Raw genomic sequence first — 25,321 nt, 5'->3', positions numbered from 1 at the left:
ATCTGTATGCACTTCAATTTCTTTTCCCATCTTTATTAATGTACACTTTAAAAAAGTAACTGCTCAATTAAATGGTAAACGTTCACGCCCCTTGTCACATAACCATATAAATTTTAATAATTTTTGTGAGGAGGGGTTTTTATTAGTTTAGAAAATTGCTATAAGGAGTCAAAATATAACATTTTGATTTTATGGCTGATTTATCGCAAATCAATTTAACTCCGAAGAGCTTGGAAGAAGCATTGGAGACTATAGGCCATTTGGCAAAAATAATAGTTGAGCTTAAAGAAGAAAATGCCTGCCTTAAAGAGCGGTTGAATACCAATTCGAAAAATTCCTCATTGCCACCATCGCGAGACCTTAAAAAGAAAAAGCAAAGTAAGCCCAAGAGTGGTCGGAAACCTGGAGGGCAAGCGGGACATAAAGGTCATCAACGTGCATTAGTACCTATAGAGAAAATCAACTCAGTGATTGTTTGCCCACCCCAAAGCCATTGTGATTGTGGTAAAGAGTTAGATGTTTTAGGTCAGTTTGAACGACATCAAGTTTTTGAACTACCTACCCCCCGTTATGAAGTGATTGAATACCAGCTTCAAACTGGATGCTGTAGAACATGCCGACGCCGCTATCAAGGCAATTTGCCTGAAGGCGTGAGTCGTAAGGGATTTGGTCCCAGAGCTCAAGCGATGGTGAGTTTATTGACCAGTAAATACCGGCTGAGTAAGCGTTTGGTTCATGCTTGGTTTGCTGATGTTTATCAAATGCCCATTTGCTTAGGAAGTGTATCGAATGTTGAGCACACGGTGAGTCAATCACTCGAGCAAGCTCATGAAGAAATTAAAGCCCAAGTTCAAAACGCAACAGTGATTCATTTAGATGAAACAGGCCATAAAGAATGCTACCAAAATGGTTGGGCATGGATTATGAGCACACAGGAAGCGACTTATTTCAAATTAGAGCGTTCTCGAGGAAGGAAAATTGCTAAAGAACTCATTGGTGATTTTCGAAACCACATTTATGTAACAGATCGTTATTCTGCTTATGATTTTTTGCCGGATAGGAATCGTCAAGTGTGTTGGGCTCATTTGAAAAGGGATTTTCAAAAAATATCCGAACGCCCTGGAGTGCCAGGAAAAATAGGAAAAAGGCTTCTTAAAGCTTATGAGCGTCTTTTTAAGTTCTGGAAAACAGAGTATGACCCAAACATGCTCTCGTTTAAAAAACCTAGAAAAAGGTTTCGTTATTTTAAAGCAAAATTACTTCGTCATTTACGAGAAGGAGCTCGGTGTTCGCATAAAGCAACTGCTAGAACATGCACTAATATTTGGGAGTCTGTTGCTAGCTTATGGAGCTTCTTTGAACTACCTAATGTTCCTCCAACAAATAACCACGCTGAGCGTCAACTCAGACCTCTGGTTATTTCTAAAAAACTTACTTTTGGAACTCAATCTGAGCGAGGCAGTCGTTTTATTGAACGTATCTTTTCTGTTATTGCTACTTGCAAACAACAAAAAAATAATATCTTAACATTTATCATGGAAGCCCTTCTAAAGTGGACTTCTATTCAAATATAATTAAACGCCCCTTTACATGGAGCGTGAACGTTTACATTAAATGACAGGATTCCTCAGCGCCTTCGCGGGAAAGACAGAGGACCTAATATTCCTTAATTACATACCCCATGAACAGTTACAATGCTAGGGAAACTGCTTATTGTATCTATCAAAATCTTTTAAATCAGATTGACTCCATTCGCGCATATCCAAGACGGAGCCATTAAATGCCATGAAATCAGCCCTGGTTTTTGATAAGTTATAATAGTAAATATCACTGGCATCAGTAGCAAGGCTGCTTTGATGATTCACAGCTGAAATTTCTGCTACGGATTTATCATGGGTTTTCACAAAACTACGTTGAGCTCGTAAATATTTCCCCTTAAATTGAGCAAAATCCCACAATTCTACATCCAGTCGATTCACAATTCCAGCCAATTGAATTTTAGCCGCCTTTTTTGCTCTAATGGTTAAAGTATCGCTTTTTATCCAATACAAACTTAACGTGCCTTTTCCATACATATCAAGCTGTCTTAGATTGACAAAACCAGATATCAGTACTTTGGGATCTCCTTTCAATACGATTTGCAAATTCCTGCTGGATACACCATTGATTTGTGTCACACCACTACCGACTGCTTCCAGTTTTTGCAACCCAATGTTTCCTGCCAGTCTGGTGGTGCCTTCGTTCGCCAAATACAAATCCAAATAGCTGGTCCGTAAATTATTCCCTGTAACAACCCCAGCACCCTCATAGCGAAACCGGTTGAGGAATTTGGTTTTAATATCTACAGTCACAGTACCATAATCCGGATATCCCTGGCCCAAAGACACATAGAGTGTATTTTGTTTTACTATCGTTCTTACTTGAACCAAATCTCTGGGATCACCACGTAACATAACCTCTGGCTTATTATACCCGGTATGCAAATTAACATTCAGTCGTCCCTGAACTACGATTTGATTGAACGATGACACTTGGCGAAACTGCCGTGTAGTGCTGGTACCTTGTTTTTTAACTTCCGCTGGAGGTGTTTGCGTTTTATGGTGGGCGCAGCTTGCCAATACAAACATAAGTAAAATCAATAAGTAGCACCGCTTTAACATAATCTGTATTCCTATATCAATAATCTCTCTACATTAGAGGAAGTTTTGACAATGTGCAAGGCAGTCTCCTATAAGGAAGCAATGCCATATTATTTTAAAAAAAGTTTTGTGAACGAGCCATCTCCTGCACTTGAATTCCTATCATCATTTTTCATTACTAAAATCAGAAATGGTGACATTGTTATTACAATAATCATGGTGTTGTGAGTGGCTGGCTTTATCAACCAAAGACTCTAGAGACTCTTTAAAAGGTATGAGGGCAGGTAATTGGACATAAATATCCACCAAGATCCCATTCTTGCAACTTAAAGTCACTTTACCTGTATTGTTTTCCCCGAAAGATCTTTGAATCAATTCACGCAAAGTAGTCAATTTTACAGTATCACCACGATGAGCGGTAAGATATTGACCGAACTCTGTATTATTAACTTCTGTAGTTAAGCGCATGGCCAAACTAAAATAACCATCTGTGCTTAAATCCTGACAGCTCCCATGTTTGTTCCATTCATGGCGCTCCAGACAACTGCCATAATTGTAACTCGGCATAAGTTGCTTTAAATTTTGAGCAACATCAGAAGATAAATCCAATGGAGAATAATCACAATGGTTTGTTCGAGGGCTTATTCCACAATAGCCATAATTATGGCCGCATGCTTCTTGATTAGGCCATAATCCATGCAGGATTAGATGATTGGCCTGATAAGCTGTCTTTGTTAATTTCAAACACTCTGGCTTGCCTATTTCATATCCATAAGTTTCACAAAAACCTGGCTGTGAACTTAAAGCCAACACATAAGAATCAGCCATCCCGGGAGAAAGATCACAGCTCGCTTTGGGACGCTCAGTGTATTCAATGACCCCACAATCAACACTCACCCAGCGCAGATTAGGTTGATGATCTGAAAATTGTATACGCAACCAATCCGGTTTGGTTTTATTAATTTCTTTTAATTGATATTTCTGGTTGGGCTCAACCATTAAATTCTCAGGATTTGATTTACGATTCTTGGAAAGGTAAGCAGGGCATGATTTTGTTGCTTCGAAAGTACCATTGACGAGAATTGAGGCATTAACAGAGAAAGAACAAAAAAGCAAAAGCAAGGTGATTGGTTTTATCATTAAGACATCCTGGCTTGTCTTTGGTAAGCCCATTATACCCTAGTCGGATATGAATGCCAGCAATTATTTTTTCATGAAATTGATTAATAAGGTTTTTTTCAATACAACTACATTACTAATAAAAGAATACTATGATATAGAAGTAGGTACTGGAGAAAATAAATGACTCAACAAGATCCTGTAGTGATTAAATCCGAGGGAGACCAGGCTTTAGAGAAGGGAGATTTGCCTCTTGCCTTAACATTGTATGATGAAGCATTAGCGATAAACCCACAATTTTCCGGAGCCTATTATCAAAAAGGAACCGTTTTACTTCGCATGGGCAAAACGATACAAGCAGCAGCCATGTACTGGCAATCTTATTTATTCAGCGAGTTCAAAACTGACATAGGATTAATGACAGCAAAAACTCTGGCGCATGCTAATTATTCTTTGTCAGCCTGCAAACTTTTTGAGACATTTAAAATAGAAGAATTGGACGGTGAAAGCCTCGCATATTACCTCTATGCTCTAAGGCAACAAGGAAGGATACAAGAAGCGTATGCCTTATTCCCTTATGTAAACCAATTCAATATCCCCAAAACAAGTTGGGCAAGAGCCATTATTTTGCTTGATCTTAATAAAGTAGAGGAAGCACGCTTCTTACTTGAACCACTTGAAAAAACGGATAAGGATGGACACATCACCATTTTACTGCATGCGGTATATCTGGCTTTAAATGATAAAAAAGCAGTAAAATCTCTTTTAGACAGAGCAATTCAACGCATACCCAATAATGATTATTTTTGCTGCCAGCGAATTGCAATAGACATACTCGATGGTTTAAACAAGACACCGATAGAAACGTATCGCGCATTCAAACGCTTTGATCTCATTGATGCAGCTGATTATCTTCATAAACACGCTGACAAACATTTGCGACATAGTGGAACAACTTATCAAACATTTGATTTATTAGCGCCACAGGTTCTTTCTGAAGGCTTAATACTGGAATTTGGAGTACGATTTGGCTATTCCATTTCCCATATTGCCAAACTCTTTCCCAAACGCAAAATTTTCGGTTTTGACAGTTTTCAAGGGTTACCTGAAGATTGGCACCACGAAAAGGCTGGCTCCTATTCCACCTACGGTAAAATTCCCTCCGTAGCAAACAATGTGACTTTAATCGCTGGATGGTTTAATGAAACTTTGCCCGATTTTAAAAAAAATAACAGGGAACCCATAGCTTTTATGAATATCGATTGTGATCTCTATTCTTCCACTAAATTGGTGTTCAGCGAATTAAACTCCCAGATTGCGCCTGGTACTATCATAGTATTCGATGAGTACATTGGTAATATCAATTGGCGCCAGGATGAATTTAAAGCGTTTCAAGAATGGGTAAAAGAAAATAAAGTGGAATATCGTTATCTTACTGCCAGTTTTTATACCAAACAGGTTTCAGTACAAATTCTTAAGAGAAAGTGAAAAATAATTGAAAAAATTAATGCGATTTATTGGCATTAAAAAACCACCTCCCTATTCGTTCTTTTGAGACAAAGAGGAAGGTAATTCAGTGAATACGGGATTATATAGCAGTTACTTCTTCTGCTTGCAAACCTTTCGCTCCCTTAGTAACAAGAAATTCCACTCGTTGCCCCTCTACCAAAGTTTTGCGCCCAGCGCTGCTAACGATAGAGCGGAAGTGTACAAATACATCGTCTTGACCATTATCACGACTAATGAAGCCATAACCTTTATCATCATTAAACCACTTAACGTGGCCAGTTTCTTTCACAGACATTTCAAAGTTCCAAATAAAATTAAACAAACACTTGTACTGAGCGATAAGAGAAAAAATACAATGTAATCATCGAGAGAAATTCACGACCAAGGGAAATATAAGGAAGGAGTTTGTCGAAAAACAAGATTTTAACCAATAATGCTCGTAGAACAAGTGATTATATTATAATACACTATTCTACAAATAGCGAGCATTATGTACAATATCTTCGATAAATGTACCACTTTTATCTTACCGTCTATGGCCTGTTACTGTGTTCATCCGACATCCTGGACTCACCTAACGAAGCGAGCGGCGATTTCGTTGGCGATGTAAAAAACTGCCAGGCCCTATTCATATTTTTCCAGCTGAAATCCTCTTCATACCTCATAGTGGGAGCATACCATTCGGTCATGGCATCGGTTGCCTTATTTGCCACACAGGCTACGTCTTCAAAACTTCCCAGAGCATAAGAGCCCAAATACATAGTATTAGTGCACTGTTGTTCTTTATCCAATTGCAATCGCAAATTCCAGGGAAGAGTCGACATATAATCTTCCCAGATTTTATCCTTTACAACCGTAACTTCAGTTACATCCGGGATAGACTCCAACTCTTTTCTAAGCGCTTCATGATCAAATTTAAACTCATTATTATTGGGAGATAAATTCACATAAACTGTGCATAAACGTCCATCTTCCGGATTACTCCTGTTATCCCTGGTTGTAATAAGTGCCAAATGTCCAAAGCCTGTTTCCTCAAGTGCTTTTGTGAAAAAATACTGTTGTGCTGGCAATCCTTTGATTTTATAAACAGCGACCGGATAGCGATAATAATCCAAACTCTCTATACATTTGTTTTCAACTTCAGTTAAGTCTAAACCCATGGATTTCCAGTTTCTTGGTGAAGTCGCTAAAACCAAAGTATCGGCTGTTTCTGTTTGCTCGATACCATTATGCACATAAGTCACAGTCACCTTATTTTTTTCTCTCTCAATCCTGGAAACAGAAGCACTGGTACGCACATCAAATTGTTCTGCGATTCTCTCCATTAAAAGCTGAAAACCACCATGTATTGCTAATAATGAGGGCCTGCCGATTAATTGTTCCGCTAACAGGATGTCCGGCATGGTGACTTTACCCATATACTCAAGAACACAATAAGCTGGGCAAAAGTTTAAATCCCCGTAGCCAAATCCAGGCACAAATGGCTTTAAAAATACAGGTAAATAAGACATGTTGTTCAGCTTACAATATTCAGAAAAAGGGTTTAACAATTTATCTGGAAGTGCTTTTTTATTTTGTTTTGCCTTTTTATAAACATCATAATCACTATTAAAAACCCATAATTCTCTAAGCAACTTCATTTCTATGCTTATTTTTTCTAAGGAACTGGCTTTTTCAAATAATTGCTTGATTTCTATCGTTTCAAAAGCTGTTGGCATTACTTTTTCAAATTCAATGCCATGCTCAGCTAATGCATCAAGAACAACACCGTAGTTGGGAGCAACCAATGCGGCTCCCCACTCCGTTTTTAACTCAGGATGAACTGCATCAGAGTAGGTGTGGCATTTGCCACCCACTACGGGTTCACGTTCAAGGAATATACATTCTACTGTCTTATTTTGTAATTTTGCCATTTCCTTTAATTGGCGTGCAGCGAATAAGCCGCTCGGGCCTGCCCCTATAAAAATGACTTTGGATGGTAACGTCTTCATTGAAATCCTCTTTGGTGAAATCCATTTACAACTTACCTTTATTAAATACAACTACGCAAACTGGAACTATTTACTGCCTACGCAAAATACCCTGAAGTTGAAAAAATATATAGTGACTTGATTTTTAAAAACCGCGTTAATCAGCGGTACGTAGAGAATTGATTATTTAATAATTCAAGTGACTATAGCTATAAAAAACAATCACTTATTCTTAATTTTATGAAAAGCTACAGTTAACTTAACACAAGGATCGATAAATGAAAACTTACAAAAAATCAGCATCAAGGAATTGATGCAGGCGTGATATTTTTTGGCAGCACAGACTGTAATTCATGAGCCAACTCCAATAAGAGCAAATCATTGCCTTTTGCTGAACCCATTTGCACAGAGACAGGCAAATGATGGTGGAACATAACTGGTGCAGTCATAGCGGGTAATCCGCCTTGATTAAACAGGGAAGTAAAAGGTGAGAACTCTTTCTTTTTTTGTAGATACTTATTGAATTCCTCATCAGTTCGCAAATGACCGATTAACAGGGGTAATTGAGCCAATGCAGGAGTTAATACAATGTCTGTTTTTTCCAATAATTGATGCAGAGGTCTGAGTAATTGGTATAGTTTGTTTTTGGCAATAATGAATTCATAAGCGGAGATCATTTTCCCTCTGTAATAAAATTCCCATGTTATGGGCTCCAATTCATGAATCATTGGTTTTCTGCCAATGATTTGCTCTTGAGTTTTTACTTTCGCATACGTGCTCGCTGCAATTAAAGTATGAGCGCATGAGCTGATAACTTGCAGATCCAATGGCAAGTGCACTTCATTTAATCTGTGACCCGAATTTTTCAGGATTTCTTTTATTTTCTCTACCGCCTCCTGGCATTCCCTTGCAATTGGTACCTCGGCAAAAGCGCCTGTCAACTCGGTAATAAGTAATTTTTTTTTCTTTCTCGATAGTCTGTTAAGTCGCATGGGGTTTATTACATTTTTAAACAATGCAATAGCATCACTCATGGAACGAGTGAGTATAAAACTGGTAGCCATCCCAGACCATGCTTCATCAACCCATGGCCCTGAGGGAACCAGACCTGGTGTCGGTTTGAATCCAAACAAACCACAACAAGCGGCTGGAATACGAATCGACCCGCCTCCATCGCTTGCCGTAGCCACTGGCGCTATCCCTGCCATTATGGCAGCAGCAGAACCACCAGAAGATCCGCCTGCCGTTCTCATAGTATCAAAAGGATTTCTGCAAGGCCCAAATAAATTAGAGTCAGTAACGCAGGAAAGGCCTAATTCTGAAGTATTTGTTTTTGCAAATGGTACAAAACCAAGAGCAATCAATTTATTAATCAAATCACTGTTTGTCTCAGCCAGATTATTTGAAAAAAACCTTGACCCTTCCGTTAGTCGAATGCCCTCTATGGCATGGCCCAGATCCTTGACTAATAACGGAACACCATAATAGGGCTCGTTACCTTTCATTTTCGCAAGGCATTGATGCGCATATTCAAAACAATCTGTAACTACGGCATTTAATGAAGGATTCACTTGATATAGGCGTTCTTGCGCACACTGCAAAACTTCCTCAGCACCAACCTGATGGTTTTTGATCAGTTTAGCGAGCTCCTGCACATCATAGTGGATATACTCATTAACATGCATACTCAATTCCTACAATAGCCAGAGAGCTTTATAAAGAGAGAACATTACTCTTTACGAGGTTATCTATAACATTATAGCTGTTGTTATCATAGTCGCCTGAGCGAGCTTAACAAAATTATGGCAACATAGAATCTGGCAGTAGTCTCGTGATTACAGAAAAAAGAGGATAAATAAGTTGTCCGTATTGACAGTAAAGGAATAACTGGCAAAAACCATCGCTTAAATAGATTTAATTTCTAAAATGGATGAATAGGAGGTAATTTACTGTTTTTTCGCTTTTTCACAGATTCGTTACGTTTTACCGCTTGCACAGCCCGTAATAACTCATCCCCTCGCCATAATGTTTTTTCCTGACTTCGATACAACACTTGCGAAAGCAGATGTAATTGTTTCCTTAAATGCGCGTCTCTTACCAATTGCGCCAAGTCAGTTAAATTAAGCATCGGAGCATCAGGCCATTGCAAAGAGGCCCATTTTAAAACAGCATCACGAGCTTTTTGGGGATTACATTGATTACAAGCTTTATTTAAAGCATCCAAAGCTTTTTTATACTCCTTTTTACTGGATGACTCTCTCGGTCGCTTTTGCCATATCCATAAGCTTAAAGTGATTAGCCAGGCCAAACCAAAAAATATTGCCAGCTTCACAGCCCAACCTCCTGATTCATTGGCCACTGATGCAGAATCTGGAGCTGATTGACTGCTGGCAGACATTTCTTTACCTGTGACTAGGGTGTTTGCAGTATTTGCCTTGACCGCAGTAGAAGGGATGATATCTATGCTCCTTGGAGGCAAAACGGCGATTTCTTCTTTACCTGTTTCAGTATTAAACCAAGGAAGACGCAATTCGGGTATTGTCGTTTTACCTGCTTTATTGAATAAATAAGTGACCTTGATTTCAACACTACCAATTAGCTCACCTTGTTTCACCTGATTGCGTTCCGCCCCTTTCTCTGGATAAACGCTAAAGAAATCTGTTTCTTGAAAGGTAAGTGTTGGCAATAACTGAGCTGGAATGCCTATTCCTTCCAATGTCACTGTACGTGTTAACGTACTTCCCTGACTGAGGGTCTGATTACTGTTTTCATATTGCTCGGATAACTTGACTTGTTTTGCTGGCAACCATAATTTGCCTTGATACTTTTTAGGGATTGGTTTGATAGTTAAGTTAATCGCTTTATCCGTCGCTTTGGTGCGTTGGGGGTTATAGTCATATACAAGAGCATTAAAAATCGGTGATATGATTTTCAAAGTACCACTTTTTTGCGGATATATCGCATAAGTTTGCTCTTCAACAACATAATTAATGTTGTTATGAACAGCATGGTAACGTTTCGCATCCCCTAACGGAATCAGCAAGGCATCATCCACTTTTGGACCTTGATAATCGGCATCTAACAATCGTTTGCTATTGTATAATTTAACCGTATAAATAATTTGTTGGTTAACATAGGGGTTTTTCTCATTCACTTCAGCTGTCAGGAAAACGTCCTGCTTTTGAATAGCCTCATCTGGCAAAGCTTGCGGATTGGCACTACCCTGGACATTGATAGTGATTGGCAGACTTTGTTCAAGACCTACTTTTATTGGAGGAATAGTAAAAATACCTGGCTTTAGCGCTCTCAAGAGTACAATCCATTGACTTTGTGATTGCGCCTGCCCATTAATAATGGAATAGTTTACATGCCTTTCTGTACCCAAAATCACAAAATCCTTTTGCAATTCAGTCAGATCGGGAACTCCGCCCCCCTGTTGATCTTCTTGAGTAATGGATAATTTAAAGGTTTCTCCCATTGTGACTTGCGAAGGCTCAAGTTCGATTTTGATTTCTGCAAAAGATAATGATGAAAATAAACTCAATAAAACCCATAACATTAATTTCTTCATTGATACCACCCACGCTCTCTACGTAAATGATCACGTAAAAATTTTTCTCTCATTAATCCACCCGGATCATCAGGTATTAATCGCAACCATTGTTCTTTAGCAAGTTGTTTCTCCTGATTCGATTCGGACTGAATTTCTCCCTCTTGCTTGTCATTTTTTTTATTTTGATTTTTATTCTGTTGTGCCTTATTTTGCTGATCCCGGTTCTGCTGATCTTTGTTTTGCTTGTCCTGATTTTGCTGATCCTGGTTCTGCTGATTTTTGTTCTGCTTGTCCTGATTTTGTTGATCCTGGTTCTGCTTATTTTTGTTCTGCTTGTCCTGATTTTGTTGATCCTGATTCTGTTGATCTTTGTTTTGCTTGTCCTGATTTTGTTGATCCTGGTTCTGCTGATTTTTGTTCTGCTTGTCCTGATTTTGCTGATCCTGGTTCTGTTGATCTTTGTTTTGTTGATCCTTATCCTGCTGATTCTGGCTTTTTTTCTTTTCTTTATCTTTCTTCAACAATTCACTGATTAATTTTCGATTATATAAAGCATCCTGATTATTTGGATTAAATGCCAAGGCTTTGTCATATGCTCGTATTGCTTCCTCATATTTCCCCAAGTGTGCTAAAGCATTTCCCTGATTATAGTAGCCTTGTTCCGTTTTTAACTCGTTAAATAATTTAGCTGCCTGTTCATAATCTCCTGCTCTGTATGCTGCGCTTGCAGCCCAGTCATTGCGCTCAAAAAGATCTTTAGCTTTTGCAAATTGCCCCTTTTCCATCAAATGTTGAGCTTGTTGATTGGGAGTAAACCATAAATCAGACCAACTAAATGCCTTAAGCTGATTGGATATTAGTGCAACTGCCGCAATAGTTAAAACCCGCCACATCATATTGTCACCCTTTGCATCCAACCTCGTTGAAATACGGGTAATAATAAAAGCAATGCGGGAATCAAGAACCAACGGCCTTCATCACGCCATAATGGTATATCGTCATTTTTTTCAAGAGCAAATTTTTCTTTGCCTTGAGAGGCGTTCAACCACTTTTCCAAATCACTTGAATCTGGGGAGTATACCAACAAGTATCCATCTCCCGCATTGGCGAAGCGCTGAAACAAGGGGTTCAAATTTTCATCAGCTCTGATTGGCATAATTGAAGAAAAAATACCTGATTCTGCCAGCTTTTTAGCTTTTTCAATGGCGCTAGAGGATGGTGTTTCGGCGGTTAAAACTAAAATTTCGCCATGATCATAACCCGCTTGCTTAATTAATTGGCTTGCTTCATCCAAGGCACTGTCTAAATTATATCCTGCAATGGGCATGATATCAGGGGTCAATGTGGACAATAAGGAAGAGATAGTTTGACCATCTTCTGTTAAAGGAGATACAACAAAAGGCTCACTTGTGAAAACAATCAAACCAAACTGCCCTATATCCTTGCGGGTAAATAAATCATGTAATTTGAATTTGGCCCGACTAAGACGATTTGGCGATAAATCCCCAAGCATCATTTTATCTGACATATCCAATAACAAAACCCTTGGCTGAATTGGCTTATAAGTAGATTGAGGCAATTTGTACCAAGTTGGGCCAGACACACTCAAAATCATAAATAAAATACTAAAAAACAGGAATGATAAAGATAAGACACGTTTACTCTGACCTTTACTGTGTAATAAATGTTCCAGAAGATGGGGATCACATACCGCCTCCCAGGCATGTAATTTTGGCTTTTGCCGCCAATAAATTACCGCCAACGCAAGCAAAGGCACAATCATCAACAAACACCATGGCCTTAAAAAATGAAACTCAGCTATCATGACTTAAGCTCCGCTCTACTTTTAAAAAAGACCTTAAGTACACAAATAAATCCACCTTGCTAATCAACCAATAAAAACATAATAACAAAGCACAGGCAACGAACCAGGGATAATATTCCTTTTGAGGCCGAACAGATGCCTGTTCTTGCTTCACGGTTTCCAGTTGATTGATGGTTTGGTATATGGATTGTAAGGACTCAGGATCTGTCGCCCTGAAATAACGACCACCTGTCATTTTTGCCATTTTTTCCAGTGTCTTTTCATCCAGTTCGGCGGAAAGGGTGGGGGCAAAAAAATCACCAGTTAACGCTCTTGGATCGGCCTCCGAACCTAAGCCTATAGTATAGATTTTGATTCCATCTTGCTTGGCTAACTCTGCTGCTTTTAAGGGGGCTAATACACCTGAGTTGTTTGCTCCATCCGTCAGCAAAATAATAACCCTTCCTTTGGAAGGAACATCTTGTAACCTTTTGACGGCTAAACCTACTGCATCACCAATCGAAGTAGTTTTACCTGCAAGACCAGCTGTTGCGTCGTCTATCCTCATTAGTACGCTATGTCTGTCATAGGTTAATGGTGTTTGCAAATAAGCTCGAGTACCAAACAGAATCAAACCGATTCTATCTCCGACTCTGTCCTCAACAAATTGCTCTGCGGCCCTTTTCACGACAAGCAAACGACTGACTGGTCGGCCATGCAGCAGCATATCCGTAATTTCCATGCTGCCTGAAAGATCCAATACCATCATGATATTATATCCTTCCCTTGCTACAGGCTTTGGCTCACCAACCCATCGCGGACCAGAAAGGGCGATAACCAGCAATACCCAAACTAAAACAGGAATTAATAGCAGCGTTTTAGCCGAGATTAACCGGTTCTCTTGTTCAACAATACCCGCCATTGCCTCAAAAAAAGGAACCTTCAATGCAGCAGGTAATTTTACTTTTGCCCGCGGTAACAAATACCAGAGAAACAAAGGGACAGGAATGAGTAACAAAGCCCATGGGGTAGCTAATTCGAACATGGCGCCCCCCTTTGCTTGATCCATTTTTCTGCACGAGTAAATAAAGGATTTAAATTCAGTGCATCTGATGTTTTATAGGGTGAATCCAATAACATCAATTTAACCGGAGTAAAATCAATCCCCTTGCCAGTCTGATTTAAAAATTCAAACCAAGCTTCACCATGCATACTGGCAACTTCTGCTCTTGGATAATAAACCAAGGCAACTCGCTTTAGCAATTCAGAAATATGGGCACTGGCCAATTGAGTGTTTTTATCTTTTTCATACTGTTCTTTGTAGATTTTTAATAAACCTAAGGCTTGTTTCTTGGGTAATGCATTAACATGCCTTTTATAGATGAAATAGGCAATTCCTGCCACTAAAACAAGGATAAGAACCATTAAGCCATACCATCCTAGCGCAAGAGGCCACCAGCCAACAGGCTCAGGCAAATGAATGTCTCGTAATTGAGCTAATGGTTCTGCTTTAGCCACGAGACCTCCGGGGAAAGGTCAAGCGCACCAATTGAGTGAGATTGGTATCAGCAGTCACCTGGACATACTGAATTTGCAACCGCTTAAATTGATCATTTAACCGCTCGATTCTCTGCTGGCAATAGAGTTGATAAGCTGTGCTAACAGTTTCCAGACCAGTGTCTAATATGATTTCCTTTTTACCATCGCTAATGGCATATTGTTGCGGCTTTGGAGGAGCCAGTTCAATTCTGTCACAAACATGATAGGCCAGTATGTCATTATGGCCTCGTAAACGATTTAAATGCTTCTCACACTCAGCATCCATAGAATAAAAATCGCTTATCAAAACCAGTATACTTCCAGGCCGAATGACCCGACGCAGCCTCATTAAGGCATCACTTAACAGACGTGGCTTTTCTTCTCGCTGAGCTTCTGTTTGAGTGGTATATCGACTTAAAGAAGCCAATAAAGGGAGTACGCCCGAATCTCGTCCTCGCGGAATAAACTCACTGTGTTCCGTAGCTGAAAAAAAGAATCCTCCTACACGATCTCCTTGTTTTATCACTGTCCATGCAAAAAGAGAAGCCAATCGTGCAGCTACCACTGACTTAAATGCTATCCTGGTACCGAAAATCATGGAAGGGTTAAAATCTACAAGCAGAACCACTGGCCTTTCCCGCTCCTCCTGATAAATTTTGACATGAGGTCTTCCAGTACGGGCGGTAACGCGCCATTCCATATGACGAATTTCATCACCAGCCTGATAATTCCTTACTTCCGCAAAATCCATTCCCCGTCCACGAAATTTGGAAATATGGTTTCCAGAACGCAACGCTCTTCCTTGCGGCTTATAATGAACGGAATGAACATACCGTCTTAAATCGATTAATTCGCTTAATTCAGCTACAACTCCGTCAGTCATAAAAAACCTCTAAGGGATGGCGACTAAACGTAATAAAGAATCTATAAAGTCATCGCTGCTAATGCCTTCTGCTTCTGCTTCAAAACTTAACAAAATCCTGTGGCGCAGTACATCATGAGCGATAACGTGTATATCATCGGGAGTCACATAATCTCTACCTGCAAGCCAGGCATGAGCCTTGGAACAACGGTCCAGTGCGATAGTAGCGCGTGGGCTTGCTCCAAAACGCAACCAGCGTCCCAATTCGTCACTGTATACACCAGGATTACGGGTAGCAACTACCAACTGAACCAGATAATTTTCAAGTGCTTCACTAGTATGTACCTTCAATACTTGTTTTCGAGCTTCAAATAAAGTTTTTTGGGACAATTTTGTCACTTTGATTTGATTTTCTGTTGCATTACCCAGTGCTTCTTTACGTGCCAAAGTTAAAATGTCATGTTCTACTTTTGCATCAGGGTAACTAATTTTCACATACATTAAAAATCTGTCCAATTGGGCTTCTGGCAAAGGATAAGTTCCTTCTTGTTCTATAGGATTTTGAGTTGCCATGACCAGAAACAATTCCGGCAGAGGATAAGTTTTTCCTCCAATAGTGACTTGCCTTTCCGCCATCGCTTCAAGCAGGGCTGACTGTACTTTGGCAGGGGCGCGATTGATCTCATCAGCTAGGATAAGATGATGAAATATAGGGCCGGGCTGAAAGACAAAAGAACCATTTTGCGGATGGTAGACGTCCGTACCGGTTAAGTCCCCAGGTAGCAGATCGGGGGTGAATTGAATCCGATGAAAATCACCTTCAACTACGTCTGACAATTCTTTAACGGCTCTGGTTTTTGCTAAACCCGGAGCTCCTTCAACCAACAAGTGGCCATCTGCAAGCAAAGCGATCAACAGACGAGAGATCAAATCCTTTTGACCCAAAATACGCGAATTAAGATGACGACTTAACTGTAGTATTTTTTGTTGCACATTATCTGCGACTTTATCGTCTAGTTGCTCCATTACAATTACCCTTTTAAAAAAATAATATCCTAACTTGAATCCATTGGGATGCCAAGTAGAATGAGTCTATTTTGGATAAAAATAAATCATTTTGATATCTGATTAATGCATCCTGGACCATGCACAACATAAGAAAACTTAAGCAAAGACACTTAACAGGGCGCTAATTCAGCCGGTCACTCCTGATAGTCACTTTGCAACTCCAGAGGCATCATCGACTGCACTCTCTCATACAATGAAATAATTTCCTCACAAAAAACATGCAATTGTTGCTGATTTTCCCAAAGGTCGTAATCTACTCCTTTATTAAACACTTGCTGTCTTGATAAAGTTTTTAAAAGAAAAATATCATTGCTGGATAAACCAAGATGACTATTCAACTCAACCAGTTCCATCAGATTTTTATATTCCTTTATTGGTCTGTGATCATGCAAACAATAAGCTTTGAAGGTTAGCTGAAAAGCAACGTACATGAGTGAAGTGATTGGAGAAAAAACTGCGATGGTTTCCCCACCTCGATACATTCCATTGGCAATTTGCTGCAACATATAATCTGCTGTATAGGCGTGTTGCGTAGCAATACCTAGCAGCTCCAAAGGTGACAAATACCTCCTGTCCATATGGAAGCCTCTCCCTTTTTTCTGGTTCTTCATGATGAATCATGTTAAAATAAAAAGCGATTATATCCTTTAATTCCATTGATGCACACTTTTATTAACAGTCCTCTGCAAATTGGCTCTTTAAAACTTCCTCATCGACTGATTCAAGGACCTTTGGCAGGATACAGTTGCGCCCCTTTCAGAGATCTATTCAATATTTATACACCGCCTGCTTATTGCGTTTCTGAAATGTGTTCTGCCATCGACATTCTTCATAAACACTCCTCTCAATCCCGGTATATTTACAGAGCTCCCACAGAAAAACTCATGGCTTACCAAATCTCCGGAAATGAGCCACATGTCCTTGCAGAAGCAGCAGCTAAACTGCAATCACTGGGTGCAGATCTAATTGATATTAATTGCGGCTGCCCTAAAAGCAAAATTCGTAAAAAAGGGGCTGGTAGCGCTTTATTGGAAGATCCACAAAAATTGATTGCGATTATCTCTAGGGTACGCACAGCGATCAGCATTCCGCTGACTATTAAAATACGCATTCAAAACAATGAAAAGGATTTAACCTTAGCCAAACAAATAGAGGACGCCGGAGCTCATGCCCTGATAGTACATGGCAGGCGATGGACAGAAGATTATGATATTCCATGCAATTGGCACCAAATTGCAAATATCAAAAATGCTGTCAATATACCAGTTATTGTAAATGGTGATATTAACAATATATTCAATTTAAGAAATGCCCTGGAAATCAGCGCGTGCGATGGTTTTATGATTTCTCGAGCAGGTACAGGCAAACCCTGGCTATATCGAGATTTATTGAATCTGGAAACAAATGATGTCGCTTTTGACGAGAAATTAAAACTGTTTATGCTCCACCTTGAAGGATTGTCATGCCTTGAAAACGAGCATAAAGCGGCACTGCAAAGCAAGTCTCTGGTTCGCTATTACTTCAAAAAGGAACTGGATGAGCAGCAACTGCAAAAGTTCTACCAACTAAACTCATTAATCGAAATTAAGGATTTTTTAGCCGGGGCAACTCATTGAGTCTCTCCATATTAGTTGCCATCTCATGATATAAAGTCAGGATTTGTATATTATTTCTATAATTTGATAACCATTATATTCCGCTATTTAGTTCAGCTCACGCTGAATTTCTCGGGCTTCCATTCTAGCCTTGGTAATCTCTGACTTAAAAACACAAGAAATATCTTCTGCAAATTTCATATTATTCATTGATACTGAAAGATCTTGTTTAGCGCCTTTGTAATTCTCATAAACAATTCTAATTTTTGCAGAGAATATCTTATTTGCAGCTAATGCCAGTTTATGCCGACATACCCCCTGGTATTGGTGAGATTCCAGCTCCTTTAATTCCTCATGAAGAATCTGGCATCTTTGCACTAACTGATCTTTATCAAAAGAATTGGAGTGAACACTTAAAGAGAATAAGCATAAAAAAAAGGAGCCAGAAAATAAAATCCATTTTGACATAATAATAATCGCTATATAGTAAATTGAGCTATTGAATTGAAATCCAGTATACAACCCTAGCTTGTCAAACTTCTCCCACCATCCACTTTCAATGTCTGACCTGTGATAAATGGATTTTCAGCCAAAGCGAGGACAGCCTGAGCGATAAACTCAGCGCTGCCGTGGCTCTTTAATGGCGTTTTTTCGATAATTTTTTGTTGTGCTTCCGCAGTTAAACTATTGTCATTCTCAGGCCAGGCAATGGCACCAGGCGCGACGGCATTGACTCTTATTTCTGGCGCCAACTCACGAGCAAGCGACCTCGTTTGCATCTCCAATGCGGCTTTAGTTTGACAATATACCGAATATCCTTTAAGTGGTTTATCTGCATGAATATCAGTTATGTTAATAATGGAACCCTTGCATGGGGCCAGTAAAGGACAAGCAGCCATACTCAGCAGAAAGGGAACCTGAACATTCACTGCAAACAGATATTGCCAGTCTGCCTCATTCAAAAAATGACAATCCGTTCGTTTAAAAACAGACGCATTATTGACTAACAAATCCAAACGGCCGGCCCAATGTTTCACTTTGGATATGATCTCTTCTGCTGCATCAAGCTCAGTTAATTCTTTTTGCATGACAATGGCGCTATTCGTACGCAACTGATTCAAATCTTTGGCCAGAATATCGGCTTCATGCAAAGCAGAACGACAATGGATGGCTACCTGATATCCAGAGAGATGTAATTTTTTAACAATTGCTGCGCCGATACGTTTAGCGCCTCCAGTCACTAAAGCAACCTTGGCTTCTTGCGTGTTTGTCTGATTCAAGGTACGTTCCCCATATGGTAACAGACTCCTTTCGCAACCTCACTGCAAAAACTAATCAGCCAGGATGCTCGAATCCTCAAGTATTATTGTGTACACTTCAGTATTTTCTTTGTTTCTCCTCGCACCCTCTTGTTCACAGCGAGTTTAAAAAAAGTCTAACGATAGTTTAAGTGATTATGAATTTAAAACAAACTCTAATAAACCAGTTAAAACTGCAAAAAGAAATCCCTTTTATAGATTTTATGCAGCAAGCACTCTATGCCCCCTATGAGGGTTATTATACTTCAGGACTGCAAAAGTTAGGAAAACACGGTGATTTTATCACTGCTCCTGAATTAACATCCTTGTACGGCAAAACTTTAGCCAACCAATTCCAACAAATTCTGCCCTTGCTGGATTCCCCCGTACTATTCGAGTTTGGGGCCGGAACTGGAAAGCTCTGTATTGATACATTGACTCATTTGGAACAATTACAGTGCTTGCCTGACTCATATTTCATCCTGGAAGTAAGTGCTAACTTACGTCATCGTCAGCAAGAATTGATTCAACAAAAAATCCCACAATTGGCCGGCTTGATTCACTGGCTGGACAAATGGCCAGAAGCTCCTTTTAATGGAGTAATAATAGCAAATGAAGTACTGGATGCCATGCCAGTTTATCGCTTTATGCAATCTGAAACAGAAATCCTGGAAAGCTATGTCACTCTGGATGAACATGATCAATTAGCAGAAATCTTCAAACCAGTACAAAATCAACGACTATTGGCCTATATCAAAAATCATTTACCACAACTCGATTATCCTTACCTTACTGAGGCTAATTTATTTCTTGATGATTGGTTGTTGAATTGCAGTCATATGTTGAAAAAAGGGGCTTTTTTTATTATTGATTATGGCTTCCCTCGTCATGAATACTATCACCCTGATCGTAATCAAGGCACGTTAATGTGTCATTACCAACATTATTCTCATTCCAATCCCTTACTTAACCCGGGAGAACAGGATATCACTTCACATGTTGATTTTACTCATGTTGCTGAGGCAGGGCACCAGGCGGGATTTCATGTTGCAGGGTATACTAATCAAGCCTCTTTTTTGCTGGCGAACGGTTTGCTAAGCTTAATCCATACTCTTGATGATGAACAGGAACTGTTTGCGGCAAAACAGGCCATTAAACAGCTAACTCAACCGAGTGAAATGGGAGAGCTATTCAAAGTCATTGCGTTAACCAAAGATCTGGAAATTGATTTAAATGGTTTTCTGATAAATGATAAGCGAGTGAATTTATAATTATGAAAAAATATCTGACTACTGTGGAATTACAGAAAGAATCCATGAAGTTTTCTGCCGGGCATACCACCATCTTTTCGGCAACAGAAAGAGAGCCTTTGCATGGTCATATGTATTCTGTTTATTTGGCTCTAACTACCTGGGTAGAAGAAAATGGTATGACTTTTGATTACCGTTATTACAAAGAGCGGATTCATAAATTATGCCGCTACTTAAATCAAACTTTTCTTATGCCACAATTTTCACCTTTTTTAGAATACTCGGAAGACGAAGAATATTATTATTTCATCTTCAATAAGAAAAAAATCCCTTTTCTTAAAGAAGATGTCACCTTAATGCCCATAACCAATATTACCGTGGAAGAGTTATCACGCTGGTTTGTTAATGAACTGATTAAAGAAAAAGAGGAGTTAGATAAACATCGTATCGAAAAAGTAGTAGTCAAAGTGTTTTCCGCGCCCGGCCAATCAGCGAGTCATGAATGGCTTAGAAGTTAAATGAACGATATTTATCAAGTTTGTATCCCCCATACCAATCGAGATTGTTTTGATTACGAAACCCTGGATTTAACTCCATGTATTGGCGGAAGAGTATGGGTTCCTTTTCGCAATCAAGCCCGGGTGGGCATTGTAATCAATAAAGTTTGTGGCCAGCAAACGGGCCATTCGTTAAAGAAAATCACTTCAATAATCGATGACAAACCTCTGGTTCCTGAAGATCTCTTAGAGCTTTGTCTATGGGTAGGAAGTTATTATCAGTCACCATTATCTGAAGTGATTCCTTTGGTAATACCCAAAAAATATCGCCTGGGTTTGCCTTGCTCACTACCTACAGAAGATTTTTATCAATTGAATATCCCTGTTGAAAAGGCGAAGACACTCATCTCGAAAAAAGCAAAAAAACAACATGAATTGATTGATTTTTTAAGCAGGCACCAGAAAGGAATTTCCAAACAGACCCTAAAACAACATGGCTACAACGGAACTCAAATTGCGGCACTACTTGCTTGTCAAGCCATTAACCTGTCACAGCAAGTTACCTTGCCAACCAAAATTCCTGAAAAACTCAGTCCACCATTAACACTCAATCCTGAACAAGCCGTTGCCGTAGCTTCCATTTTAGAACACATCCATCATTACCAATGCTTTTTACTGCAAGGTGTTACCGGAAGTGGTAAGACAGAGGTTTATTTGCATGTCATTGCCAAAATATTGGAGCAAGGCAAACAAGTATTGGTGCTGGTACCAGAAATCGGGTTAACCCCTCAGCTTTTATCTCGTTTTACAGCCCGATTTAACCATCCCATAACCGTATTACATTCCAATTTGAATGAATCAGAAAGGCAAATTGCCTGGCAGCTGGCAAAAGAGAACAAAGTTAAAATGGTGATTGGAACTCGTTCTGCCGTTTTTACCCCTCTGCCCAATCTCGGTTTAATTATCATCGATGAAGAGCATGACAGTTCGCTCAAACAAATGGAAGGGGTGCGTTATTCTGCGCGAGATACTGCTTTAATGCGTGCTCATCTTGCCAATATTCCTATCATTCTTGGTACAGCCACTCCCAGTCTGGAAACCATCCACAACTGCAAACAAAAAAAATATACTTTATTACGCTTAACGCACAAAGCCGCCTCCACTATGCCATTACACTATCAACTGATTGATTTACGCTCGCAAATGGTACAGCATGGCTTGGCTCTCCCAACCCTTAAAATCATAGAAAATCATTTGCTGCAACAAAACCAGGTACTTGTTTTCATTAACCGACGCGGCTTTGCTCCAATATTACTCTGCCATCAATGTGGATGGATGGTTGATTGCAAAGCATGCGATAGCCATTTAACCTTGCATAAACAGGCAGGACAAATGATTTGTCATCATTGCGGATTAACCCAAAGAATACCCTTGTTTTGCAATAACTGCCAAAGCAAAGAATTAATCCCCGTAGGATCTGGCACCCAGAGAATTTATGAGTTTTTAAGCCATCAGTTTCCAGATACGAATGTTTTACGAATTGACCGAGATGAGGTTCGTAAAAAAAATTCTCTAAACAGCCATTTGGACAAAATTAATAAAGGGGAAGCTCAGCTAATCATAGGCACTCAAATGCTAGCCAAGGGACACCATTTCCCCCGCCTATCCCTGGTCGTTGTCGTAGATGCTGATGCAGGCTTTTACAACCAGGATTTCCGGGCTATTGAATATTTGGGACAATTATTAACTCAAGTATCTGGACGAGCAGGCAGGGCAGAACATCCCGGGCAAGTATTGATTCAAACTTATTTACCTGATCATCCCCTGCTTAATCTACTCATTCAGCATGGGTATGATGAATTTGCAAACGCTTTATTAATTTCAAGACAGGAGGCTCAAATGCCCCCTTTTCAGTTTTTAGCGGTCATCAGGGCTCAAGGCAAAACCGTCAACAAGGTAGCTCAATTCCTAAAAGCAACCAAAGATCAAATTCAGGCCCATCCTCTCAAGGTATTAGGCCCTGCACCAGCTCCTTTGCCACGAAAAGCTAACCAGCATAGAATGCAACTATTAATTAAATCCCCTTCAAGAAAAGTTCTAAAAAGTTCATTGACGCAATTGAGAGAGTGGTTAACAATGAATAAATTAAGTAATGGCATCCGCTGGAATGTGGATGTTGATCCTATGGACTTATCATGACTGAAATAAACGAAATAATACATAAAAAAACTTTTGATATCGCCTGGGGCGATATGGACGCATTAGGACATGTTAACAATGCCCGCTATTTTGATTATTTTCAGGAAGCCCGAATTGATTGGCTCCGGGAGCTTGACATCAAAATGACAGGTCAAACAGGTCCTGTTGTCATCCATGTGGCTTGTACCTTTCTGAAACCAATCGTTTATCCTGCTACTGTAACCATACACAGCAAGGTACACAGTCTTGGCAATTCCAGCATGATTATGGACCATGATTTGTATCAGGAAGAAACGCTTATGGCACAAGGAGTGAGTAAAATAGTTTGGATTGATTATACCCAAAATAAATCCGTGCCTTTACCTGATATTATTAGGAATTTAGTGTAGGGCCTATTCGGACAATCGCTCCCTGACGGTCGCGGCTCAGTTTTAGTTATAATCTGAGCCGCGACCGTCAGGGAGCGGACGATAATCTAATATACAGAAAGAGTATGTTCAGCCAAATCAACGATCATCACACACAGTAAAATAACCATGTCGATAGGGGTTGGAGCGTCCTCTGAATTCGTAATCACGACAACGTTGTCCGCGATCATCGATATAGCGCTCTTTCAAACGAAAAGCATAATCTCCAAAGTTCATATCCTGTTGCCATTCCTGAGCATCTCTTTGTTTTTGCTCAGCATCCATTTTATTCAGAAATTTACTCAATTTACTGGAAAAGCCTGCGCTACAAACAACCGTCAGCAATACAAACACCATAATTTTTTTCACGGCATTGAACCCCTAATAAACACTTGAGGCAATATTAAACCATAAGTGGCAATAAAAATCCAATGCTGATAAAAATTAAACGGCGATAGGCGCTTTAATTGCAGGATGTGATTGATAATTCACAAATTCAAAATCCTCATAAGCATAGTCAAATAAAGAAGCCGCTTTTCTCTTAATTGTTAAAGAGGGCAATGGCAAAGGTTCTCTTGTTAATTGGATTTGCGCTTGCTCCAAATGATTAAGATACAAATGACAATCTCCCCCGGTCCATATAAATTCAGCCACATCCAAATTACATTGCTGAGCAACCATATGAGTAAGCAAAGAATAAGAAGCGATATTGAAAGGAACTCCTAAAAATACATCGGCTGAGCGTTGATATAATTGACAGGATAGCTTGTTGTTTGCAACATAAAACTGAAACAAGGCGTGACAAGGCATTAAAGCCATTTGCTCCAATTCACCCACATTCCAGGCGCTTACAATCAAGCGACGAGAGTCAGGGTTGCTCTTTATTTGTTGCACTACATCACTTAATTGATCAATGGTGCGTCCATCAGCAGTGGGCCAACTCCTCCATTGCTTTCCATAGACAGGCCCCAAATCACCATTATTATCTGCCCATTCATCCCAAATAGTTACCCCGTTTTCCTTAAGATAAGAAATATTGGTATCACCTCGCAAAAACCATAGTAATTCATGAACAATACTTCTCGTGTGTAGCTTTTTAGTAGTGACCAGCGGGAATCCCTTGGTCAAATCAAACCGCATTTGATACCCAAATACAGATAATGTTCCAGTGCCCGTTCTATCCGATTTTTCTATCCCATGTTGTAAAATATGCTCCAACAATTGCAAATATGTTTTCATCGCTTAGCCCACCATAACCAAATTCCAATTAATAACATAGGGATGGATAAAACCTGCCCCATTGTCAGCCAGCCAAATGCCACAAAACCTAATTGCGAATCAGGTTGCCTAAAGCTTTCAGCAATTAACCTGCAAATCGCGTATCCCATTAAAAATAAAGCACTCACTCTCCCTTGTTGTCTTGGCTTTGACGCGTAACACCAAATCAAAATAAATAAAGCGACTCCTTCCAAACCAAATTCATACAATTGAGAGGGGTGTCTTGGTTGATCATCGACATGAGGATATATCATACCCCACGGAACATCAGTGACACGACCCCATAATTCCCCATTAATGAAATTTCCCAGGCGACCTGCCGCTAATCCTAAAGGAACTAAAGGCGCAACAAAGTCTCCAACTTCCAAAAAAGTTTTTCCGTATTTACGACAAAATAGCCATACGGTAATCACTACTCCAAGCAAACCACCATGGAAAGACATCCCGCCTTCCCATATTTTAAATAATACCCAGGGGTGGTGGATAAGCTCCTGAAAGTCATAAAACAACATGTAACCTACTCGGCCCCCAAGAATAACGCCAAGGGCACTATAAAAGATCAAATCACTTAACTGGTCGTTATTCCAGTTCAATTTATAATGTTTGATACGCCAATAACCCAGTAGCCAGGCGCCAACAAAACCGATTAAATACATCAAACCATACCAATGAACTTTTAATGGCCCGAAAGAAAAAGCAATTGGATTAATATTTGGATAGGTGAGCATGGTTAT

The 25,321-nt window shown here is 39.7% G+C and carries 25 protein-coding genes; 7 read left to right on the top strand and 18 right to left on the bottom strand.

Annotated features, from left to right (window positions below; translation table 11 throughout):
* Nucleotides 1-191: 191 nt before the first annotated feature.
* Nucleotides 192-1,574, top strand: coding sequence for an IS66 family transposase (gene tnpC, locus OQI99_RS12875; RefSeq protein WP_265731468.1), 1,383 nt, complete (start codon nucleotides 192-194; stop codon nucleotides 1,572-1,574).
* A 123-nt stretch (nucleotides 1,575-1,697) separates the two neighbouring features.
* On the opposite strand, the gene OQI99_RS12870 is transcribed toward tnpC, so the two are convergent.
* On the bottom strand, nucleotides 1,698-2,660 hold the full coding sequence (locus OQI99_RS12870; RefSeq protein ID WP_061513116.1) for a GIN domain-containing protein: 963 nt from the start codon (nucleotides 2,658-2,660) through the stop codon (nucleotides 1,698-1,700).
* A gap of 144 nt (nucleotides 2,661-2,804) precedes the next feature.
* Nucleotides 2,805-3,779 (bottom strand): ribonuclease T2 family protein, encoded by a 975-nt coding sequence (locus OQI99_RS12865; protein ID WP_061513115.1) that lies wholly within the window; start codon nucleotides 3,777-3,779, stop codon nucleotides 2,805-2,807.
* 162 nt (nucleotides 3,780-3,941) lie between these two features.
* Between OQI99_RS12865 and OQI99_RS12860 the strand changes: the two genes are divergently transcribed.
* Nucleotides 3,942-5,246 carry a class I SAM-dependent methyltransferase gene (locus OQI99_RS12860; protein WP_061513114.1) on the top strand — a complete coding sequence of 435 codons (1,305 nt, stop codon included), beginning with the start codon at nucleotides 3,942-3,944 and terminating at the stop codon, nucleotides 5,244-5,246.
* A gap of 100 nt (nucleotides 5,247-5,346) precedes the next feature.
* Here the strand turns inward: OQI99_RS12860 and OQI99_RS12855 are convergent, their stop codons facing one another.
* From OQI99_RS12855 to OQI99_RS12805, 11 genes are all read right to left on the bottom strand, one after another.
* Nucleotides 5,347-5,562: a cold-shock protein gene (locus OQI99_RS12855; RefSeq protein ID WP_014844898.1), complete on the bottom strand. Its 216-nt coding sequence runs from the start codon at nucleotides 5,560-5,562 to the stop codon at nucleotides 5,347-5,349.
* Nucleotides 5,563-5,800: 238 nt separating this feature from the next.
* Nucleotides 5,801-7,258 (bottom strand): FAD-dependent oxidoreductase, encoded by a 1,458-nt coding sequence (locus OQI99_RS12850; RefSeq protein WP_061513113.1) that lies wholly within the window; start codon nucleotides 7,256-7,258, stop codon nucleotides 5,801-5,803.
* 281 nt (nucleotides 7,259-7,539) lie between these two features.
* Entirely contained in the window at nucleotides 7,540-8,922 is a 1,383-nt protein-coding gene (locus OQI99_RS12845) for an amidase (RefSeq protein WP_061513112.1), read from the bottom strand.
* 236 nt (nucleotides 8,923-9,158) lie between these two features.
* Nucleotides 9,159-10,808, bottom strand: coding sequence for a BatD family protein (locus OQI99_RS12840; protein WP_061513111.1), 1,650 nt, complete (start codon nucleotides 10,806-10,808; stop codon nucleotides 9,159-9,161).
* Nucleotides 10,805-11,686, bottom strand: coding sequence for a tetratricopeptide repeat protein (locus tag OQI99_RS12835; RefSeq protein ID WP_061513110.1), 882 nt, complete (start codon nucleotides 11,684-11,686; stop codon nucleotides 10,805-10,807). The genes OQI99_RS12840 and OQI99_RS12835 overlap by 4 nt, the downstream gene beginning before the upstream one ends.
* Nucleotides 11,683-12,615 carry a VWA domain-containing protein gene (locus OQI99_RS12830; RefSeq protein WP_061513109.1) on the bottom strand — a complete coding sequence of 311 codons (933 nt, stop codon included), beginning with the start codon at nucleotides 12,613-12,615 and terminating at the stop codon, nucleotides 11,683-11,685. The genes OQI99_RS12835 and OQI99_RS12830 overlap by 4 nt, the downstream gene beginning before the upstream one ends.
* Nucleotides 12,605-13,639 (bottom strand): vWA domain-containing protein, encoded by a 1,035-nt coding sequence (locus OQI99_RS12825; RefSeq protein ID WP_061513108.1) that lies wholly within the window; start codon nucleotides 13,637-13,639, stop codon nucleotides 12,605-12,607. Before OQI99_RS12825 ends, OQI99_RS12830 begins: the two co-directional genes overlap by 11 nt.
* A complete protein-coding gene (locus OQI99_RS12820) occupies nucleotides 13,627-14,112 on the bottom strand; it encodes a DUF4381 domain-containing protein (RefSeq protein WP_061513107.1) in 486 nt (161 codons plus the stop codon). The genes OQI99_RS12825 and OQI99_RS12820 overlap by 13 nt, the downstream gene beginning before the upstream one ends.
* The gene (locus OQI99_RS12815) at nucleotides 14,105-15,016 is read right to left on the bottom strand and encodes a DUF58 domain-containing protein (RefSeq protein ID WP_061513106.1); all 912 of its coding nucleotides are present in this window, start codon (nucleotides 15,014-15,016) and stop codon (nucleotides 14,105-14,107) included. The genes OQI99_RS12820 and OQI99_RS12815 overlap by 8 nt, the downstream gene beginning before the upstream one ends.
* 9 nt (nucleotides 15,017-15,025) lie before the next feature.
* Complete coding sequence (locus OQI99_RS12810; protein ID WP_010948545.1) at nucleotides 15,026-16,021, bottom strand: AAA family ATPase; 996 nt, start codon at nucleotides 16,019-16,021, stop codon at nucleotides 15,026-15,028.
* A 176-nt stretch (nucleotides 16,022-16,197) separates the two neighbouring features.
* Nucleotides 16,198-16,641 (bottom strand): hypothetical protein, encoded by a 444-nt coding sequence (locus OQI99_RS12805; protein ID WP_011216694.1) that lies wholly within the window; start codon nucleotides 16,639-16,641, stop codon nucleotides 16,198-16,200.
* 81 nt (nucleotides 16,642-16,722) lie between these two features.
* On the opposite strand from OQI99_RS12805, the gene OQI99_RS12800 reads away from it, so the two are divergent.
* Nucleotides 16,723-17,679 carry a tRNA dihydrouridine synthase gene (locus tag OQI99_RS12800; protein ID WP_061513105.1) on the top strand — a complete coding sequence of 319 codons (957 nt, stop codon included), beginning with the start codon at nucleotides 16,723-16,725 and terminating at the stop codon, nucleotides 17,677-17,679.
* 87 nt (nucleotides 17,680-17,766) lie between these two features.
* Here the strand turns inward: OQI99_RS12800 and OQI99_RS12795 are convergent, their stop codons facing one another.
* Nucleotides 17,767-18,126 (bottom strand): hypothetical protein, encoded by a 360-nt coding sequence (locus OQI99_RS12795; RefSeq protein WP_061513104.1) that lies wholly within the window; start codon nucleotides 18,124-18,126, stop codon nucleotides 17,767-17,769.
* A gap of 56 nt (nucleotides 18,127-18,182) precedes the next feature.
* Nucleotides 18,183-18,938: a pteridine reductase gene (locus tag OQI99_RS12790; protein ID WP_061513103.1), complete on the bottom strand. Its 756-nt coding sequence runs from the start codon at nucleotides 18,936-18,938 to the stop codon at nucleotides 18,183-18,185.
* Between the two features lie 176 nt (nucleotides 18,939-19,114).
* On the opposite strand from OQI99_RS12790, the gene OQI99_RS12785 reads away from it, so the two are divergent.
* Genes OQI99_RS12785 through OQI99_RS12770 form a run of 4 tightly spaced genes read left to right on the top strand, consistent with a single transcriptional unit; the run spans nucleotide 19,115 to nucleotide 23,291 of the window.
* Complete coding sequence (locus OQI99_RS12785) at nucleotides 19,115-20,227, top strand: class I SAM-dependent methyltransferase (protein ID WP_061513102.1); 1,113 nt, start codon at nucleotides 19,115-19,117, stop codon at nucleotides 20,225-20,227.
* Nucleotides 20,228-20,229: 2 nt separating this feature from the next.
* A complete protein-coding gene (locus tag OQI99_RS12780) occupies nucleotides 20,230-20,724 on the top strand; it encodes a 6-pyruvoyl trahydropterin synthase family protein (protein WP_061513101.1) in 495 nt (164 codons plus the stop codon).
* On the top strand, nucleotides 20,725-22,902 hold the full coding sequence (locus OQI99_RS12775; protein ID WP_061513100.1) for a primosomal protein N': 2,178 nt from the start codon (nucleotides 20,725-20,727) through the stop codon (nucleotides 22,900-22,902). It begins immediately after the preceding gene.
* Nucleotides 22,899-23,291, top strand: a complete 393-nt coding sequence (locus OQI99_RS12770; protein WP_061513099.1) for an acyl-CoA thioesterase — start codon at nucleotides 22,899-22,901, stop codon at nucleotides 23,289-23,291. Before OQI99_RS12775 ends, OQI99_RS12770 begins: the two co-directional genes overlap by 4 nt.
* A 117-nt stretch (nucleotides 23,292-23,408) precedes the next feature.
* Here OQI99_RS12770 and OQI99_RS12765 read toward each other — a convergent pair whose 3' ends face one another.
* From OQI99_RS12765 to lgt, 3 genes are all read right to left on the bottom strand, one after another.
* Nucleotides 23,409-23,678 (bottom strand): hypothetical protein, encoded by a 270-nt coding sequence (locus OQI99_RS12765; protein ID WP_061513098.1) that lies wholly within the window; start codon nucleotides 23,676-23,678, stop codon nucleotides 23,409-23,411.
* A gap of 75 nt (nucleotides 23,679-23,753) precedes the next feature.
* Nucleotides 23,754-24,548 (bottom strand): thymidylate synthase, encoded by a 795-nt coding sequence (gene thyA / locus OQI99_RS12760; protein WP_061513097.1) that lies wholly within the window; start codon nucleotides 24,546-24,548, stop codon nucleotides 23,754-23,756.
* Nucleotides 24,545-25,315 (bottom strand): prolipoprotein diacylglyceryl transferase, encoded by a 771-nt coding sequence (lgt, locus tag OQI99_RS12755; protein ID WP_061513096.1) that lies wholly within the window; start codon nucleotides 25,313-25,315, stop codon nucleotides 24,545-24,547. The genes thyA and lgt overlap by 4 nt, the downstream gene beginning before the upstream one ends.
* Nucleotides 25,316-25,321 lie beyond the last annotated feature (6 nt).

The sequence above is a fragment of the Legionella sp. PATHC039 genome (genome assembly GCF_026191275.1).
In the GTDB taxonomy this organism is placed as follows: Bacteria; Pseudomonadota; Gammaproteobacteria; order Legionellales; family Legionellaceae; genus Legionella; species Legionella pneumophila.
Note: the sequence above shows the minus strand (reverse complement) of the source record. Positions and strands in the feature narration are given on the sequence as shown.

Bases quoted from the DNA above. Each gene is read 5' to 3' on its own strand.
- tnpC (WP_265731468.1), top strand. From the start codon at position 192: ATGGCTGATTTATCGCAAATCAATTTAACTCCGAAGAGCTTGGAAGAA.
- OQI99_RS12870 (WP_061513116.1), bottom strand. From the start codon at position 2,660: ATGTTAAAGCGGTGCTACTTATTGATTTTACTTATGTTTGTATTGGCA.
- OQI99_RS12865 (WP_061513115.1), bottom strand. From the start codon at position 3,779: ATGATAAAACCAATCACCTTGCTTTTGCTTTTTTGTTCTTTCTCTGTT.
- OQI99_RS12860 (WP_061513114.1), top strand. From the start codon at position 3,942: ATGACTCAACAAGATCCTGTAGTGATTAAATCCGAGGGAGACCAGGCT.
- OQI99_RS12855 (WP_014844898.1), bottom strand. From the start codon at position 5,562: ATGTCTGTGAAAGAAACTGGCCACGTTAAGTGGTTTAATGATGATAAA.
- OQI99_RS12850 (WP_061513113.1), bottom strand. From the start codon at position 7,258: ATGAAGACGTTACCATCCAAAGTCATTTTTATAGGGGCAGGCCCGAGC.
- OQI99_RS12845 (WP_061513112.1), bottom strand. From the start codon at position 8,922: ATGCATGTTAATGAGTATATCCACTATGATGTGCAGGAGCTCGCTAAA.
- OQI99_RS12840 (WP_061513111.1), bottom strand. From the start codon at position 10,808: ATGAAGAAATTAATGTTATGGGTTTTATTGAGTTTATTTTCATCATTA.
- OQI99_RS12835 (WP_061513110.1), bottom strand. From the start codon at position 11,686: ATGATGTGGCGGGTTTTAACTATTGCGGCAGTTGCACTAATATCCAAT.
- OQI99_RS12830 (WP_061513109.1), bottom strand. From the start codon at position 12,615: ATGATAGCTGAGTTTCATTTTTTAAGGCCATGGTGTTTGTTGATGATT.
- OQI99_RS12825 (WP_061513108.1), bottom strand. From the start codon at position 13,639: ATGTTCGAATTAGCTACCCCATGGGCTTTGTTACTCATTCCTGTCCCT.
- OQI99_RS12815 (WP_061513106.1), bottom strand. From the start codon at position 15,016: ATGACTGACGGAGTTGTAGCTGAATTAAGCGAATTAATCGATTTAAGA.
- OQI99_RS12810 (WP_010948545.1), bottom strand. From the start codon at position 16,021: ATGGAGCAACTAGACGATAAAGTCGCAGATAATGTGCAACAAAAAATA.
- OQI99_RS12805 (WP_011216694.1), bottom strand. From the start codon at position 16,641: ATGGACAGGAGGTATTTGTCACCTTTGGAGCTGCTAGGTATTGCTACG.
- OQI99_RS12800 (WP_061513105.1), top strand. From the start codon at position 16,723: ATGCACACTTTTATTAACAGTCCTCTGCAAATTGGCTCTTTAAAACTT.
- OQI99_RS12795 (WP_061513104.1), bottom strand. From the start codon at position 18,126: ATGTCAAAATGGATTTTATTTTCTGGCTCCTTTTTTTTATGCTTATTC.
- OQI99_RS12785 (WP_061513102.1), top strand. From the start codon at position 19,115: ATGAATTTAAAACAAACTCTAATAAACCAGTTAAAACTGCAAAAAGAA.
- OQI99_RS12780 (WP_061513101.1), top strand. From the start codon at position 20,230: ATGAAAAAATATCTGACTACTGTGGAATTACAGAAAGAATCCATGAAG.
- OQI99_RS12775 (WP_061513100.1), top strand. From the start codon at position 20,725: ATGAACGATATTTATCAAGTTTGTATCCCCCATACCAATCGAGATTGT.
- OQI99_RS12770 (WP_061513099.1), top strand. From the start codon at position 22,899: ATGACTGAAATAAACGAAATAATACATAAAAAAACTTTTGATATCGCC.
- thyA (WP_061513097.1), bottom strand. From the start codon at position 24,548: ATGAAAACATATTTGCAATTGTTGGAGCATATTTTACAACATGGGATA.
- lgt (WP_061513096.1), bottom strand. From the start codon at position 25,315: ATGCTCACCTATCCAAATATTAATCCAATTGCTTTTTCTTTCGGGCCA.